Source organism: Streptomyces sp. C10-9-1 (assembly GCF_024497955.1).
GTDB lineage: Bacteria > Actinomycetota > Actinomycetes > Streptomycetales > Streptomycetaceae > Streptomyces > Streptomyces sanyensis.
In genome coordinates this window covers 132,470-148,653 of record NZ_JANHKP010000006.1, presented here as the reverse complement: position 1 = coordinate 148,653, position 16,184 = coordinate 132,470, and the positions used below count along the sequence as shown (strand labels likewise).

Here is a 16,184-nt window from a genome sequence, read left to right as displayed (position 1 = left end):
TCGCCTCAGCCGAGGACCTCCCGGGCCCAGGCGGCCGCCTCCGGCGGCCCCGGGACCACCTCCACCCCCTCCGGCACCGGCGGCCGGCGCACGATGACCACGGGGACGCCCGCCTCCCGGGCGGCGGCCAGCTTCGGCGCCGTCGCCGCGCCCCCGCTGTCCTTGGTGACCAGGACGTCGATCCGGTGGCGGCGCAGTACCTCCCGCTCGCCGTCCAGGGTGAACGGCCCCCGGTCCAGCAGCAGCCGCATCCGCGGCGGGCGGTCCCCCTCCGGCGGGTCCACGGAGCGGACCAGGAACCAGGCCGCCTCCACGGAGGCGAACGCGGCCAGTCCCATGCGCCCGGTGGTCAGGAACACCCTGCCGCCGAGGCCGGGGACCGCCCGCGCCGCCTCCTCCAGGGACCCGACCGGGTGCCAGTCGTCCCCCTCGGCCGGGGCCCAGCCGGGCCGGCGCAGCCCCAGCAGGGGAACATGGGCCTCGGCGGCGGCCAGGGCCGCATGGAAGCTGATCGCACTCGCGAAAGGATGGGTGGCGTCGATGACCGCGTCCACGGCGTGCTCACGGAGCCAGTCGGCCAGACCGGCGGGCCCGCCGAACCCGCCGACGCGCACCTCGCCCGGTGGCGTGCGGGGTGCGGCGACCCGCCCGGCCAGGCTGCTGGTGACCCGCACCCCGCCCGTGTGCAGCAGCTCCGCCAGGCGGCGGCCCTCACCCGTGCCGCCGAGCACCAGGACGTGCCCCGGGCGCCCCGGCCGCCGTGCACCGGGGTCCGGATGCGGGCTCGGGTCCTGCCGTGCCTCCGTCGGCATGGGATCCCTCCATGGGTGAGTCGGGCGGCCCCGGCGGGGGCGGGCGCGAGGCCCAACTCAAGCACACCGGTCTGCGGCCCGGGTGGACGACCGGCGCCTGCGCCACCGCGGCCACGACCGCCGCGTACACGGCCCTGCTGACCGGGGACTTCCCCGACCCGGTGACGATCACCCTGCCCAGGGGCCAGACACCGTCCTTCGCCCTCGCCGCGGAGAGGCTGGCACCCGGGTCCGCGGCCATGGCGGGCGTGGTCAAGGACGCGGGCGACGACCCGGACGTGACCCACGGGGCCCTGGTCCGGGCCGAGGTCCGCCCCCTGCCCGCAGGATCGGGAGTCGTCTTCCGCGGAGGGGACGGCGTCGGCACGGTCACCCGCCCCGGGCTGCCCCTGGACGTCGGGGAGCCCGCGATCAACCCCGTGCCGCGCCGGATGATGCGGGAGCACGTCGCCGCCGTGGCCGAACGCCACGGCGGCACGGGCGACGTCGAGGTGACCGTCTCCATCGACCACGGCGCGGAGATCGCCCGCTCCACCTGGAACCCCCGGCTGGGCATCCTCGGCGGACTGTCCGTCCTCGGCACGACCGGTGTCGTGGTCCCCTACTCGTGCTCGGCGTGGATCGACTCCATCCGCCGGGGCGTCGACGTCGCCCGCGCCGCCGGACGCACCCATGTCGCCGGCTGCACCGGCTCCACCTCGGAGCGGACGGTGGCCTCCCTCTACGGGCTGCCGCAGGACGCCCTGCTGGACATGGGCGACTTCGCCGGGGCCGTGCTGAAGTACCTGCGGCGCCATCCCGTGGCACGGCTCACCGTCTGCGGCGGGTTCGCGAAGCTCTCCAAGCTCGCGGCCGGGCACCTGGACCTCCACTCGGCCCGCTCGCAGGTCGACAAGGGCTTCCTCGCCGAACTCGCGGTCCGCGGCGGCGCGGACCGCGCGCTCGCGGACGCCGTCGCCGGGGCCAACACGGGGCTCGCCGCGCTCCAGTCGTGCGCCGCGGCGGGCGTGCCGCTCGGCGACCTGGTCGCGGTGGAGGCCCGGGACCAGGCCCTGGCCGTCCTGCGCGGGGCGCCGGTGGCCGTGGACGTGGTGTGCATCGACCGCGCGGGCACCGTCGTCGGGCGCTCCCCGGTCGGCTGAACCGGGCGCGGGAGGCCCGCCCGGAGCCCGGCCATCCCGCGCCCGCCCCCGGGCCTCCCGGCCCGCGCGGGTCAGCAGTCGTGCCGCTCGCGGTCCGCCGAGTACAGGTGGCTGTCGCGGAACTGGGTGGCGGCCAGGGTGCGCCCCACGATGATCACCGCGGTGCGGACCACGCCCGCCTCCTTCACCCGTGAGGCGATGTCGGCCAGGGTCCCGCGCAGCACCAGTTCCTCGGGGCGGCTCGCCATCGCGACCACCGCGGCCGGGCAGTCCGCCCCGTAGTGCGGCAGCAGCTCCTCGACCACCCGGTCCGCGTAGCGCGCGGCGAGGTGCAGCACCAGCAGGGCCCCGCTGCGGCCGAGGGTCGCCAGGTCCTCGCCCTCGGGCATCGGTGTCGCCTGCTGCGCGACGCGGGTCAGGATGACGGTCTGGCCGACCGTCGGGACCGTCAGCTCCCGCTTCAGCGCCGCGGCCGCCGCGGCGAAGGCGGGCACGCCCGGCACGACCTCGTAGGGCACGCCCGCGGCGTCGAGACGGCGCATCTGCTCGGCGACGGCACTGAAGACCGACGGGTCCCCCGAGTGCAGCCGCGCGACGTCGTGGCCCTCCCCGTGCGCGCGGACCAGCTCCGCGGTGATGGTGTCCAGGTCGAGGCGCGCGGTGTCGACCAGCCGGGCGTCCGGCGGGCACTCCGCGAGCAGTTCGCGGGGGACCAGCGACCCCGCGTACAGGCAGACGCCGCAGGAGGCGAGGGTGCGCGCACCGCGCACCGTGATCAGGTCGGCGGCCCCCGGGCCCGCCCCGATGAAGTACACGGTCACGACGTCTCTCCGGACTTGGTGTGGGACCACTGGGTGACCGGCATGGCCTGGCGCCAGCCGGTGAAGCCGCCGACGGGCACCGCGTGGGAGACCGCCAGGCGGACGAGTTCGCCGCCGTGGGCGCGGTGACGGGCCGCCAGCACCGCCTCGGACTCCAGGGTCACGGTGTTGGCGACGAGCCGCCCGCCGGGCGGGAGGGCGTCCCAGCAGGCGTCCAGCAGCCCCGGGGCGGTCACGCCGCCCCCGACGAACACGGCGTCGGGGCGCGGCAGTCCGCCGAGCGCCCCGGGCGCCGCTCCCGTGACCACCCGCAGGCCGGGCACGCCGAGGGCCTCCGCGTTGCGGGCGATGCGGGCGGCCCGCACCGGGTCCCGCTCCACGGCGACCGCCCGGCAGGAGGGGTGGCTGCGCATCCACTCCACGGAGACCGAACCGGAGCCCCCGCCGACGTCCCACAGCAGCTCGCCGGGGGCGGGCGCCAGCGCGGCCAGGGTGGCGGCGCGCACGTGCCGCTTGGTGAGCTGGCCGTCGTGCTCGTAGGCGCCGTCGGGCAGGCCGGGCACGGTGGACAGACGCGGGGAGCCGGGTGCGCGGCGGCAGTCGACCGCGACGATGTTCAGCGGGTCGCCGGGCGGTGCGGACCAGCTCGCGGCCCGGCCGTCGGTGATCCGCTCGGCCGTCCCCCCGAGCTGCTCCAGCACCCGCAGGCGGCTCGGCCCGAAGCCGTGCTCGCACAGCAGGGCGGCGACCTCGGCGGGCGTGCCGGGACCCGCGCTGAGGACGAGCACCCGGCGGCCGTCGTGGAGGGCGGCCGCCAGCCGGGCCGCGGGACGGCCCACCAGGGTGACCACCTCGGTGTCCTCGACCGCCCAGCCGAGCCGCGCGCAGGCGTAGGAGACCGACGAGGGGTGCGGCAGGACGTGCAGCCCGCCGGGGCCCAGTTCCTCCGTCAGCGCGCGGCCGATGCCGTGGAACATCGGGTCCCCGCTGGCCAGTACGGCGATGCGCCGGCCCGCGTGCTCGGCCAGGAGCCTCGGCACGGCGGGGCGCAGCGGGCTCGGCCAGGACACCCGCTCGCCGGTGCACTCGGCGGGGAGCAGCGCCAACTGGCGGGCGCCGCCGAGCAGTACGGCCGCGCCGCGCAGGGCGTCCCGCGCCGCGGGGGAGAGGCCGTCCCAGCCGTCGGCCCCGATCCCGACGACGGTGACGGCGGCGGGTGCGGCGGCGGGCGGCGGGCTTCGGCGGGCGGAGGCGGCGGGCGGCGGGTTCGCGTTCACGGGGTCGGGTCCTCGGGGCGGGCCCGGCGGGGCCCTCTTGGGGTGCGGGGATCGGGTGCGGGGATCGTCGCCGCACTCTACTGGCCGTGTTCACGGGGCGGACCGCCGGGCGCCGGTGCGTCCCCCGGCGCGGCCCCCCGGCCGCCGGGTGCCCGGCGGCGCGCCGCCGCGCTCGACCCGCCGCCGGGGGCGCGGCAGACTGGACGCATGTGCCGCAGTATCAAGACCCTCCGTCCGCCCGTCCTCCCCGGGGAGGCCACCGAGGAGGAGGTGCGCGCGGCAGCACTCCAGTACGTGCGCAAGGTGTCCGGATTCCGCGCGCCGGCCGCGCACAACCGCGAGGTGTTCGACCGCGCCGTCGAGGAGGTCGCCGAGGCCACCGGACGGCTCCTCGACGGCCTGGAGGTGCGGGGCGCGGCTACGCGGCGGAGCGGGTCAGCGCCGGACGCCGCATGACGTAGGCGGCGAGCAGCCCCGCGGCGAACAGGGCGAGCACCGACACCGCGGCCCCCACCCAGCCGGCGCCCAGCCACTGGCCGCCGAAGTAGCCGAGCCCCACGCTGTAGCAGGCCCACGCGGTTCCGGCCAGGGCGGACCAGGGCAGGAACTCGCCCACCCTGCGGTGGGCGCTGCCCGCTCCGAAGGACACCACCGAGCGCCCCGCGGGCGCGAAGCGGGCGATGACGACGAGCGCGCCGCCGCCCTTGGACAGCGCGGTGCCCAGGCGCTCCTGTGCGCGGGTGAGGCGGCGGGAGCGGGCGATGGCCCGGTCGAAGCGGTCGCCTCCGCGGCGGGCCAGCCGGTAGGCGACCAGGTCGCCGAGGACCGAGGCGGTGGCCGCGCACAGCACCAGGACGAGCAGTGAGGGCACCTCCCGCTGCACGGTGTCCGCTGCTCCGGCGGCCCCCGCGACGGCGGCGCTGCCGGCGGTGCTGCCCGCCGCGGCGGCGGTGGCCGCGGTGATCACCAGCACGCCGCTGGGGAGCACGGGCAGGAAGACGTCGAGCAGGACGGAGAGGCCCACCACGGCGTAGATCCACGGGCTACCGGCCAGCACGGCCAGGCACTCCAGCACGTCGACTCTCCCCGCTCGGACGACAAGGCGGCCGAGCGGCCACCGGGGCCGCCCGACGGCAGGGCCGCCGGGCCGCGGGAGGCGCGCAGGCGGCACGATCAGCAGTACAGCGTACGCGCGGGGTACGACACAGGGGCCGGAGGGGGGCGCGATGTCGTGCGGCACGGATATGCGGAGGACAGGCATGCGAACCGGGTGCGGGGCAGGGGCCCTGCCGGACACGGGGGAGGGGGAGAGGGCGGGCGCATCCGGAACGTGCGGCCGTGGGCCGTGGCCGCGGGAGTTCCCCGGCTGCGGCGGGGCCGGGTGGCGCGGACGGCGCCCCACCGCCGCCCGCGCCCGCCGTCAGCAGCCGTTGAGGACGGACTGGAGCGCGCTCTTCTCCGCGGAGTCCACGGTCAGGTCCCAGTGGTACTTCGTGTGCACCCACATCCGCGCGTACATGCAGCGGTAGGAGGTCAACGGCGGCAGCCACTCGGCCGGGTCCCTGTCGCCCTTGGACTGGTTGACGTTGTCGGTGACGGCTATGAGCTGCGGGCGGGTGAGGTCGTTGGCGAAGCTCCGGCGCTCGGAGGTGGTCCAGCTGTTCGCGCCGGAGCGCCATGCCTCGGCCAGCGGGACGACGTGGTCGATGTCGACGTCGGAGGCGGCGTACCAGGTGGCGCCGTCGAAGGGGGAGTACCAACTGCCGCTGACCGCCGCGCAGCTGGAGTTCTGCCGGACGTTCGCGCCGTCGCGCTCGAGTACGACCTCGCGGGTGTTGCAGCTGCCGTACTGGGTGATCCAGTGCGGGAAGAGGTCGCGGCTGTAGCCGCTGCCCGAGCCCTCGGCGGCGACGGTGAGCTGCCCGAGGTAGCTGCGGGCGGTGGAGGCGCTGACGGGGGTGGGAGGTGCGGCCTGGGCGGCGGGCGCGGTCGACAGCAGACCGGCCGCCGCGACGGCCGCAGCGGCGGCGAGTACGCCGGCGCGACGGTGTCCACGCGCGTAGACACGACTCATGTGAACTCCTCGGTGGTGGGGGAACTCGGCCTCGCCCGCGCGCCGTCGGGGCGCGGGTGCGGTATCGGGGCGTGGCCATGCTGGTGGCGCCGGGTTGCGCGGGGATGGGCGCCGGGTAACAGCGTGGCGACATGTTCACGTCACATCAAGAGTCGTGCCGGACCCGCCACCGGGTCTTCACTCGCCGGCGGCCGGGGCGGGCCCGCGCGGGCGCGGCGCCGCCGGTGCTCCCGCCGGCCGCGCGGGCGCGGACCCGCACGGGTGCGGAGGAGGCCGCTGCCGCCTGCCGCGGCCGGTCGCGTAGGGTGGTGGGAGCAGAAGGGGAGTAGCTCTTCGCCGGAACGTCGACATACTGCCGGGCCTCGTGCCCGGCCGGCGCCCGGAGGCGGCCTTGCGGGGTTCGCCAGCGAGACCTTCGGCAGCAGTGCCCATGCATTCGTCCATGGCGCTGCCGTGCCGAAGCGACCCCTGGAACCTGCCCGGGACTCTCGGCGGGGCGGCGCCCGACCGATCGAGGAACCCCATCCATGATCAGCTTCACCGTGACGGCGCTCGCCTTCGGCGTGGTCTTCCTCGCCGAGCTGCCCGACAAGACCGCACTCGCCGGTCTGGTGCTCGGCACGCGCTACCGCGCCTCCTACGTCTTCGCCGGTGTCGCGGCGGCCTTCGCCGTCCATGTCGCGCTCGCCGTCGCCGCGGGCAGCGTGCTGACCCTGCTGCCCCACCGGCTGGTGCAGGCCGTGGTCGGCGTGCTCTTCCTGGCCGGTGCGCTGGTGCTGCTGCTGAAGAAGGACGACGGCGGGGAGGAGGGTGTCAGGGCGCCCGCGGACCAGTCCTTCTGGAAGGTCTCGGGGGCGGGGTTCATGCTCATCCTGGTCGCCGAGTTCGGCGATCTGACCCAGATCATGACCGCCAACCTGGCCGCCCGCTACGACGACCCGGTCTCGGTCGGCGTGGGTGCGGTGCTCGCGCTGTGGTCCGTCGCCGCCATCGGCATCCTGGGCGGCCGCACCCTCATGCGATACGTGCCCCTGCGGCTGATCACCAGGGTCGCCGCCGGCCTGATGCTGGCGCTCTCGGCGTTCAGCCTCTACGAGGCCGTCGCGGGCTGATGCCCCGGCGGGGCCGCCGGGGGGCGGGTCCTCGGGGCGGCGCCGTCCGCCCCGCGGACGGCGCCCGCCGGGGCGTCAGACGGCGCGGAACCCGATCGCGCCGTCCTCCCGGACGGTCACCGAGAGACGGGTCAGATCGGGTACCGCCAGGTCGGGCGCGTGGGCACCGGCGCGCGGCCCGACGCCGACCACCCGCATCCCCGCCGCACGCGCCGCCGCGATCCCGGCCTCCGAGTCCTCGAAGGCCACGCAGTCGCCCGGCGCGTACCCCAGTTCGGCGGCGCCCTTCAGGAAGCCCTCGGGGTCGGGCTTGCTGGCTCCCACCGACTCCGCCGTCACCCGCACGGCGGGCATCGGGAGTCCGGCCGCCGCCATGCGGGCGGTGGCGAGGGCGAGGTCGGCCGAGGTCACCAGGGCGTGCGGGACGCCGGAGAGCGCGGCGAGGAAGGCGGGGGCGCCGGCCACCGGCACGACCCCTTCGGTGTCGGCCGTCTCGCGGGCCAGCAGGACCCGGTTGTCGGCGTGGTTCTGCTCCGCGGGGCGGTCCGGGAGCAGCGCGGCCATGGTGGCGTGCCCCTGGCGGCCGTGGACGACCCTCAGCACCGCCTCGGGGTCCAGGTCGTGCTCGACGGCCCACCGGCGCCAGATCCGCTCCACCGCGGCATCCGAGTCGACGATGGTGCCGTCCATGTCCAGCAGGACGGCGCGGGCGGTCAGGGCGGGGGTGGCGGTGGCCGGCATCAGGAGTGCTCCAGGGGCGGGGCGGGCCCGGCCGGTGACCCGGGGCGGGGCGGCGCGGCCGCGTGGCGCCGGGCGCAGGTCGCCGAGGCCGGAGAGGGCAAGCGGCCCCGCCCGCCGGTCAGGGAGTGCGGGCGGAACCACTTTGTTCGCTCACGATACAAAGCAGGTGCCGCTACGCCAAATCCGCCCCCGGCGGCCCGCCGGGAGGCGGCCCCTCACAGCTGACCGGTCTCCGCCTCCAGCGCGCGCCGCGTCCTGGGGCCGTAGACGCCGAGGCCGTCCTTGGTGAGGCCGTTGTCCCACTGGTAGACCTTCACCGCGTACTCCACCTGCTGGTCGTAGACGCCGTCGGCCTCCCAGTCGCGCGGGTAGAGCCACACGCGCTGGAGGCGCACCTGCAGTTCCACGACCGCCGCACCGGTGTCGCCGAGGCGGAGCGTCCCGTTGGGGGCCTCCGGCTCCTGCACCGAGCCCGTGGCCTGGACCGTGGGGCGTGCGGTCGAGGGCGGCGCGGACGGGGTCCCCGCCACCGGGACGGAGCGCGTCGCCGAGGCCGAGGGCGACAGCGAGGGCGATGCCGGGGCCGTCGCCGAGGCCGAGGAGGTGGCCGACGCCGAGGCCGAGGAGGTGGCCGACGGGGACGCGGAGGGTGAGATGTCGGGCGGTACGGAAGCGGAGGGCAGGTCCGGCGCGACGTCGAGGCTTGGCTGGGCCGTGTCCCGGTCGGGCATGGACACCCGGTCGCGCTCCTCGCTCCCCTGGAACAGCCCGGAGGCGTAGGCGGCGGTGCCCGCGACCGCGATCGCCGCGGCCGCCGCCATCACCGCCCCGCGCCGCCGGCGCCGCGGGGCCGCCGCCCTGCTCCGGCCGCCCGGTGCCGGGCCCACGAGCGGCGGCAGCTCCTGGGTGTCGAAGTCCCCGGGGCCGTCCGCGTACACCCCGGCGCCCGCCGCATCCTCCCCGGGGCCGCCTCGCGCTCCGTACGCGGGCAGGGCGGTGCCGTAGGCGCCGGGACCGCCGGGGGTGTGCCCGTAGGTGTCCGGTGCGTACGGGCCGGGCGGAGCCGGGGCGTGGGGGGCGCCGTGCTCCCCGGACGGTCCGGGCCCGTGGGCCGGTGTTCCGCCGGGGGCGTACGCCGGGCCCGTCGGGAGCGGCGCCTCCGGGTGCTGCGCCTGCGGGCCCCGGCCGTACGGCGGGGTGGGCCGGCCCGGGTCCGTGGCGGGGCCGGGCACGTCGGGTGCCGGCGGGGCGTCGGCCGGCCGGGCGTCCCGCGGTGCTCCCAGCGTGACGTACGGGCGTATCCGCAGTGGGTCGAAGGCCCCCGGGGCATCCCCGGCCCCCGGACGCCCGGCCCGCCGCGGCTCCGCACAGGAACACGTGCGGTCCGTGCTGTGCCCCTCCGCGGACTGCGGACTGCCGCACACCGGACAGCTGATTCCGGTCATGGCCGGTACCCCTCCCCATTGGATTGCGCCAAATTATGCAGCCTCGGTGTGATGCACCCCACGGCAGCACCCCGTTCGGTCTCCCGGCGCCCGTGAACCTCCCCGTACGTCCCTTTCACGCCCCCGCCCGGCCGCCTTCCGCGCCGCACGCCCCTGCCCGCCGGCCCCCGCGAGGGCTCGGCAGGCCGCAACCGGCGGAAGCCACCACGATGGAGAGGAAGCCCACCAGAAGGGCGGAGGCGCAAAGGAGACCCGTATGGCCCACGAAGTCGGCTCGCTCCCGGCGCCACCGGCACCGGGTGAGGAGCGGAACCGGCGGACCGTCCTCGTCGCCATCGGCGCCCTGCTGCTGGGCATGCTGCTGGCCGCACTCGACCAGACCATCGTGGCGACCGCCCTGCCCACCATCGTCAGCGAACTCGGAGGCATGAACCACCTGTCCTGGGTGGTCACCGCCTACATGCTGGCGTCCACCGCCGCCACCCCGCTGTGGGGGAAGCTCGGCGACCAGTACGGCCGCAAGAAGCTCTTCCAGACCGCGATCGTCATCTTCCTCATCGGCTCCGCGCTCTGCGGCATCGCCCAGGACATGACCCAGCTCATCGCCTTCCGCGCCGTCCAGGGACTCGGCGGCGGCGGGCTGATGGTGCTCTCCATGGCCATCGTGGGGGACCTCGTCCCGCCACGGGAGCGGGGCCGCTACCAGGGCCTGTTCGGCGCGGTCTTCGGGGCCACCAGTGTCCTCGGGCCGCTGCTGGGCGGCCTGTTCACCCAGCACCTCAGCTGGCGGTGGGTCTTCTACGTCAACCTCCCCGTCGGCGTCGTCGCCCTCCTCGTCATCGCGGCCGTGCTGCACATCCCGGTGCGGGAAGAGCGCCACACCATCGACTACCTCGGCACCTTCCTCATCGCCTCCGTGGCCACCTGCCTGGTGCTCGTCGCCTCCCTGGGCGGCACCACCTGGGAGTGGGGCTCGCCCCAGATCGTCGGGCTGGCCGTGCTCGGCGCCGTCCTCCTCGCGGCCTTCGTCGCCGTCGAACGCCGCGCCGCGGAGCCCGTGCTGCCCCTGAAGCTGTTCCGCATCCGCACCTTCACCCTCGTCGCGGTGATCAGCTTCGTCATCGGTTTCGCGATGTTCGGCGCCATGACCTACCTGCCCACCTTCCTCCAGGTGGTGCGCGGCGTCACACCGACCATGTCCGGTGTCCACATGCTGCCGATGGTCCTGGGCCTGCTGATCACCTCCACCCTCTCCGGCCAGCTGGTCAGCCGCACCGGCCGGTGGAAGGTCTTCCCCGTCCTCGGCACCGCGGTCACCGCCGTCGGACTCCTGCTGCTGCACCGGCTCACCGAGAACAGCTCCGACTGGCAGCTGAGCCTGTGCTTCCTCGTCTTCGGCGCGGGACTCGGCCTGGTGATGCAGGTCCTGGTCCTCGTCGTGCAGAACGCGGTCGGCTACGAGGACCTCGGAGTCGCCACCTCCGGAGCGACCTTCTTCCGGTCCATCGGCGCCTCCTTCGGCGTCGCCGTCTTCGGCACGGTCTTCACCGACCGGCTCGAGGACAAGCTCGCCGACGCCCTCGCCGGGCGGCAGGTCCCGGCCGGGGCGGGTCCCGCCGAACTGGCCGCCGACCCGCGTGCCATCGCCGAACTCCCGGCCGCCCTCAGGCCGTCCGTGCTCCACGCCTACGCCACCGCCATCACCGACGTGTTCCTCTACGCCGTGCCCGTCGTGGCGGTGGCCTTCGTCGTCGCCCTGTTCCTCCGCGAGGACCCGCTGCGCGGATCCGTCACGGCACCGGACACCACCGAGACCCTCGCCTCCAACCCGGTCGAGCGCTCCTCGCACGACGAGGTGGCCCGCGCCCTGTCCGTCCTCGGGTCGCGGGAGGGCCGGCGGCACATCTACGAGCGGATCACCGAGCGCGCCGGCTACGACCTGCTGCCGGCCTCCAGTTGGCTGCTCCTGCGCATCCGGCGCCACGGACTGGTCGAGCCGGCCCGGCTCGCCGAGACGACCCCCGTACCCCTGCGGATCATCACCGAGGCGGCACGGGAGGTCGAGGGGCGCGGTCTCGCCCGCCGCGAGGGCGTCAGCCTGCTCCTCACCGACGACGGGGCGGAGGCGGCCGTCCGCCTCTCCGCCGCGCGCGAGCAGTCGCTCGCGGAACTGCTCGGCGACTGGTGGGGCCCCGACCGGCCGACGGACCTGGTCCGACTGGTCCACGACCTGAGCGCCGAACTCTGCGGATCGGACGCCGAACGGCCCCACGAGTACGCCCGCGGGGACCACGAGCGGCCCGCGGCCTCCTACCCGCGCCATCCGCGCCGGAGGCACTGACGCCCGCCGCCGGACGCGCCGCGTCAGCGCCGCCCGCCCGCCGCCTCCCGGTGCCCGGCGGGCGGCTCCCCGCCGGGGAGCTCCTTGCCCAACCAGACCTCCGCGTAGGGGCCGGTGCAGTACGCGGGGACGTCGGTGTAGCCGTGCCGCCGGTACAGCGCCCGGGCGGCCAGCAGATCGAGCCGGGTGTTCAGCACCATCCGGTGCGCCCCCAGCGCACGCGCCTCGCGCTCCAGCCGCTCCAGCAGCAGCCCGGCGCCCGCGCGGCCGCGGTGCCCGGGGCGCACGAACACCCGGGTCAGCTCGGCCCGTCCGCCCTCCAGCATCAGCACACCGCCGCAGGCCGCGGGAGAGCCGCCGCGGCGTCCGAGCACGAACAGGCCGGTCGGCGGCGTCAGCAGCTCCGCACCGTCGCCCGCGAGTCCCTCGTCGACCTCCGCCCCGGTGGCGGGCCGTCCCCAGTAGCTCCCCGCGACGTCGGCGTAGTAGTCACGCCGCAGCGCGAGGGACTCCGGGCTGTCGAAGGGCTCGGCGGCGAAGGTCCACTGCGTCATGGATCCCTGCCTACCGCCGATCCGCACCGGCCGTCGAGCGGATTTCCCCCGCGGGGAGAGAACCGTGCCGGGCCCCTCCGGCCCGGCACGGCAGCGCTCAGGACTTCGGTGCAGCCTGCTGCACGACCTCGAAGGACCACACCTGGGAGTCCGAGGCCGCCGGTGCGGGACGGCCGCCCGTGTCGCCGCCGCCCCGGTGGGCCGCCTTCATCGGGCCCTCCATCCACGCCTGGAACGAGGCCTCGTCGCGCCAGCGGGTGTAGACGAGGTACCGGTCGGTCCCCTCCACCGGGCGCAGCAGCTCGAACCACTCGAAGCCGTCGGAGGACTCGACCGCGCCCGCGCGCGAGGCGAACCGCTTCTCCAGGGTCTCCCGCTGCTCGTCCGGGACGGTCAGCACATTGATCTTCACGATGCTCGGCACGTGGCACCTTTCGACATGCGGCCGCCGCGACGGCGACCTGGGCGTGATCATGCGTGAGCAGTCTCCTACACCCGCCCGTCACAGCGGCGTGAGGCGTACCCGCCGCCGTCCCGCCGCCGGGGCCCCGGTGCCGCAGGCGCTCCGGCGGCGGGACGGGGCGGCGCGCCCGCCTCGCCCGGCTTGCCCGGCTTGCCCGGCTCCCCCCGGCCGGTACGACGTCGCCACCCGCGTCCCGGTCTCCGCCCGGCCCGCCCCCACCGGGCCCCGGCCGGCAACGTCCCGACGACGGGCGCCGGTCAGGCGGTCACCAGGGCCACCAGGAGGCCGTCCCAGCCCTTGGACCCCACCGTCTGGAAGGCCGTCGCGTCCAGCCGCGGCTCCCGGGCCACCAGGTCGAACATCCGCCGGGTACCCACCACCGCCGGGTCGGCGCTCTCCGCGTCCGCCACGGCGCCGCCGCGCACCACGTTGTCCACGACGATCACGCTGCCGGGGCGGCTCAGCCGCAGCGCCCACTCCACGTACGCGGCGTTGCTGACCTTGTCCGCGTCGATGAAGACGAGGTCGAAGGGGCCCGCGCCCGGCTCCTTCTCGATGCGCGGCAGCAGGTCCAGCGCCGCTCCGGTGCGGACCTCCGCGACGTGGTCCAGCCCCGCGCGCGCCAGGTTCGCCCGGGCCACCTCCGCGTGGCGGGCGTCGTACTCCAGCGAGATCATCCGCCCGTCCTCCGGCAGCGCGCGGGCCAGCCAGATCGTGCTGTAGCCGCCGAGCGTCCCGATCTCCAGGACCGTGCGGGCCCCCCGGACGCGCGCCAGCAGGTTCAGCAGCTTGCCCTGGTTCGGAGCCACGGCGATCGACGGCAGACCCGCCGCCTCGCTCGCCGCCAGGGCCTCGTCCAGGACCTCGTCCGGGCCCACCAGGAGTTCGCCGAGGTAGTCGTCGACGGGGTTCCACTGATCAGTCGTCATGCCGCCAACGTAAGCCCGCCCCCGCCTTCCCGGCGAGGTTCCGCCCGAAGGGCCGGATCCGCGCGTCCGCCGACGGGTCGCACGGCGCACGGTCACCCCGCGTTTCTTGTATGTTCCCCCGCATACCTCCTGTGACGGGGCCGCCGACGCGGCGCGTCCCCGCCCGCCGCTGCCTCCGGGTGCGACCGGGAAGCGAAAACAAGACAGTGGACAGGGTGACGGTCAGGTGAAGAGGGGGTTGCCTGAGTCTCCTCCACGGGGCGGTGCGACGCTTCGGTGGACGCCCTGACGGCGGACGGACCATGGTGGGGAGGCGCGGCGCGACGTGGTGAACGCGGAGCACAGCGTGCGCGGGAGCGCGACGGAATCCAGAATCGGCGCGGCCAGGGCCGTCCTGTGGCTCGTGGCCGCGGTGCTCGGCGTACGGCAGGCCGCCGCCGTGCTGACCCGGCCCCCCGGCGAGCGCCTGACGGACCTGGAGACCTGGATCGGGGAGCACGGGGTCCTGCACGTCGGCGGCTCCCTGTACGACGGAGACCGGTTCACCGGCACCCCCTTCGCGGGGCTGGTGCTCAAGCCCTTCGCCCGCTCGGCCGAGCAGAGCCTGGGGGTGGCCTGGACCTTCGGCACGCTGCTGCTCGTCGTCGCGATCGGCCTGGTGGTGGCACGCGCCCTGCCGGTACCCGTATCCCACCGCAGCACGCTGCTGGCCGCGCCGGTCGCCGTCAGCCTGCTCATGCTCTCCCTGCCCGTGCGCAACAGCTTCCACCTGGGGCAGACCAGCATCATCCCCGTGCTCCTGGTGCTCCTCGGCTGCTTCGCCGCCCGGGGCGAGCGCAGCGGCGGCCTGCTGATCGGGCTCGGCGCTGCCCTCCAGCCGACGGTGCTGCTGTTTGCGCCCCTGCTGTGGCTCACCGGCCGCCGCACGGCAGCGGCGAGCACGGCCGGGACCTTCGCGGGGCTCACCGCGCTCGCCTGGGCGGCGCTGCCCGGCGACTCCTGGGCGTACTGGGTGCACCATGCCGCCGGGGCCGGCCTGGGCGCCCGGCCCGACAGCCTCGCCAACCAGTCGCTGCACGGGGCACTGCTCCGCCTGGGTCTGACCGGGCCGCTGGAGATCGCGCTCTACCTGGTGCTCGCGGCGGCCGTCGTCGCGGTGGCGCTGCGGCGGGCGGTCCGCTACGCCCTCGACGGCCAGCTGCTGCTCGCCGTCGCGATCACCGGCTGCGCGGCCGTCGCGGTCTCCCCCACCGCCTGGCAGCACCAGCTGCTGTGGATCCTGCTCGCCGTCGTCGGACGGGTGGGCACCCGGGCCTCGGACCGGATGCTGTGGCCCGTGCTCGTCGTGCTGGTGGTGACGCTGCCGGGCTCGATGCTGCTGCCCAACATGGCACCGCTGCACCCGCTGCGCGACAACGCCCTGCTGGTGGCAGCGCTCGCCGCCGCCTGCGCGGTCCCCTTCCTGAGCCTCGGCTCCCCGCACTTCCGCCGCCCCGTCCCCACCGAGTACGCCGCGCCCGTGGCCGCACGCTGGAGCCGGGTGCCGCTGCTGCCGTTCTGGCGGAGGGTGCTCAGCCGCCCGAACCTGCTCCTCGAACTGCTGGTGATACGGGTGGGCTACTCCGCCTACTCGCACATCCGCGCCGCCGCGACCGGGAGCGTGGACGCCGCCGAGTCCCATGCCCGTCAGGTGCTGTCGCTGGAGGGCGCCCTCGGCATCGACATCGAGTACTGGGCCAACCGGGCCGTGGTCGACCTGCCGTGGGTGGAGGGGTTCTTCAACTTCTACTACACGTCGTTCCACTTCGTGGTGCCCCTGAGCATCCTCGGGGTGCTCTACGTGCGGCGGCCCTCCGACTACCGCTGGGCGCGCGCCTCGCTCGCCTTCGCCACCCTGCTCGCGCTGCTCGGCTTCTGGCTGTTCCCGCTGGCCCCGCCGCGCCTGATGCCGAGCCTCGGCTACATCGACACCGTCCACGGCCCCCAGGACCTGGCCAACCCCGACTACGGCGCCATGACCGCGGTCACCAACCAGTACGCGGCCATGCCCTCCCTGCACTTCGGCTGGTCCCTGTGGTGCGGCCTGGTGGTGGTGGCCCTCGCGCCGAGGCTGTGGATGAAGCTCCTGGCCCTGCTGCACCCGCTGCTCACGGTCTGCGCGATCGTCGCGACGGCCAACCACTGGGTCCTGGACGCGGTCGGCGGCGCGGCCGTCGTCGGTCTCGGCTTCGGGCTGACCTATCTGCTGTCCGGGCCGCGCAGGCTGCGCCTGCCGCCGGGCGCGGTACCGCCGCAGGCCCCGGCGCGCGCGGACGCGGCCGGGGCGGCTCAGGCCCCGGGCGGCCGGGAGCCGGCCGCGCCCGGCGGCTCGGACGAGCCCGAGCCCGCACGCGCGTGAACCCGCCGGGCCCCTGGGGAGCGTGACCGCTGCGGCGGCCGGAGACGGACCGCCGCGTCACCGTGCGGGCGTATC

General features: G+C 75.9%; 15 protein-coding genes. 5 read left to right on the top strand and 10 right to left on the bottom strand.

All coding sequences use genetic code 11. The features are described 5' to 3' along the window. Positions 1-5 precede the first annotated feature (5 nt). Positions 6-812, bottom strand: a complete 807-nt coding sequence (locus tag NPS70_RS10460) for a cobalt-precorrin-6A reductase (protein ID WP_256523854.1) — start codon at positions 810-812, stop codon at positions 6-8. An 11-nt stretch (positions 813-823) separates the two neighbouring features. Here NPS70_RS10460 and NPS70_RS10455 point away from each other — a divergent pair, with 11 nt between their 5' ends. Further along, the gene (locus tag NPS70_RS10455) at positions 824-1,954 is read left to right on the top strand and encodes a cobalt-precorrin-5B (C(1))-methyltransferase (protein ID WP_256523853.1); all 1,131 of its coding nucleotides are present in this window, start codon (positions 824-826) and stop codon (positions 1,952-1,954) included. Positions 1,955-2,025: 71 nt separating this feature from the next. On the opposite strand, the gene cobM is transcribed toward NPS70_RS10455, so the two are convergent. Both cobM and cbiE read right to left on the bottom strand, forming a co-directional pair. Continuing rightward, positions 2,026-2,775, bottom strand: a complete 750-nt coding sequence (gene cobM, locus NPS70_RS10450; protein WP_256523852.1) for a precorrin-4 C(11)-methyltransferase — start codon at positions 2,773-2,775, stop codon at positions 2,026-2,028. Continuing rightward, positions 2,772-4,052 (bottom strand): precorrin-6y C5,15-methyltransferase (decarboxylating) subunit CbiE, encoded by a 1,281-nt coding sequence (gene cbiE / locus NPS70_RS10445; RefSeq protein ID WP_308314996.1) that lies wholly within the window; start codon positions 4,050-4,052, stop codon positions 2,772-2,774. The genes cobM and cbiE overlap by 4 nt, the downstream gene beginning before the upstream one ends. Before the next feature lie 207 nt (positions 4,053-4,259). Between cbiE and NPS70_RS10440 the strand changes: the two genes are divergently transcribed. Beyond that, a complete protein-coding gene (locus tag NPS70_RS10440) occupies positions 4,260-4,508 on the top strand; it encodes a DUF2277 domain-containing protein (protein ID WP_256523851.1) in 249 nt (82 codons plus the stop codon). Here NPS70_RS10440 and NPS70_RS10435 read toward each other — a convergent pair. Both NPS70_RS10435 and NPS70_RS10430 read right to left on the bottom strand, forming a co-directional pair. Next, entirely contained in the window at positions 4,471-5,127 is a 657-nt protein-coding gene (locus tag NPS70_RS10435) for a VTT domain-containing protein (RefSeq protein WP_256523850.1), read from the bottom strand. The two genes, NPS70_RS10440 and NPS70_RS10435, sit on opposite strands and share 38 nt — an antisense overlap. A gap of 345 nt (positions 5,128-5,472) precedes the next feature. Next, entirely contained in the window at positions 5,473-6,126 is a 654-nt protein-coding gene (locus NPS70_RS10430; protein WP_256523849.1) for an HNH endonuclease family protein, read from the bottom strand. A gap of 527 nt (positions 6,127-6,653) precedes the next feature. On the opposite strand from NPS70_RS10430, the gene NPS70_RS10425 reads away from it, so the two are divergent. Beyond that, on the top strand, positions 6,654-7,238 hold the full coding sequence (locus NPS70_RS10425) for a TMEM165/GDT1 family protein (protein WP_256523848.1): 585 nt from the start codon (positions 6,654-6,656) through the stop codon (positions 7,236-7,238). Between the two features lie 75 nt (positions 7,239-7,313). On the opposite strand, the gene NPS70_RS10420 is transcribed toward NPS70_RS10425, so the two are convergent. Continuing rightward, positions 7,314-7,979: an HAD-IA family hydrolase gene (locus tag NPS70_RS10420; protein ID WP_256523847.1), complete on the bottom strand. Its 666-nt coding sequence runs from the start codon at positions 7,977-7,979 to the stop codon at positions 7,314-7,316. Positions 7,980-8,194: 215 nt separating this feature from the next. Then, complete coding sequence (locus NPS70_RS10415; RefSeq protein WP_256523846.1) at positions 8,195-9,211, bottom strand: peptidoglycan-binding domain-containing protein; 1,017 nt, start codon at positions 9,209-9,211, stop codon at positions 8,195-8,197. A gap of 469 nt (positions 9,212-9,680) precedes the next feature. Between NPS70_RS10415 and NPS70_RS10410 the strand changes: the two genes are divergently transcribed. Next, complete coding sequence (locus NPS70_RS10410) at positions 9,681-11,765, top strand: MFS transporter (protein ID WP_256523845.1); 2,085 nt, start codon at positions 9,681-9,683, stop codon at positions 11,763-11,765. Positions 11,766-11,788: 23 nt separating this feature from the next. Here NPS70_RS10410 and NPS70_RS10405 read toward each other — a convergent pair whose 3' ends face one another. From NPS70_RS10405 to NPS70_RS10395, 3 genes are all read right to left on the bottom strand, one after another. Next, a complete protein-coding gene (locus NPS70_RS10405) occupies positions 11,789-12,319 on the bottom strand; it encodes a GNAT family N-acetyltransferase (RefSeq protein WP_256523844.1) in 531 nt (176 codons plus the stop codon). A gap of 97 nt (positions 12,320-12,416) precedes the next feature. Then, positions 12,417-12,743 (bottom strand): antibiotic biosynthesis monooxygenase, encoded by a 327-nt coding sequence (locus tag NPS70_RS10400; protein ID WP_256523843.1) that lies wholly within the window; start codon positions 12,741-12,743, stop codon positions 12,417-12,419. 296 nt (positions 12,744-13,039) lie between these two features. Next, positions 13,040-13,711, bottom strand: coding sequence for an O-methyltransferase (locus NPS70_RS10395; RefSeq protein ID WP_256523842.1), 672 nt, complete (start codon positions 13,709-13,711; stop codon positions 13,040-13,042). A 325-nt stretch (positions 13,712-14,036) separates the two neighbouring features. Between NPS70_RS10395 and NPS70_RS10390 the strand changes: the two genes are divergently transcribed. Beyond that, entirely contained in the window at positions 14,037-16,109 is a 2,073-nt protein-coding gene (locus NPS70_RS10390; RefSeq protein WP_256523841.1) for a bifunctional glycosyltransferase 87/phosphatase PAP2 family protein, read from the top strand. Positions 16,110-16,184 lie beyond the last annotated feature (75 nt).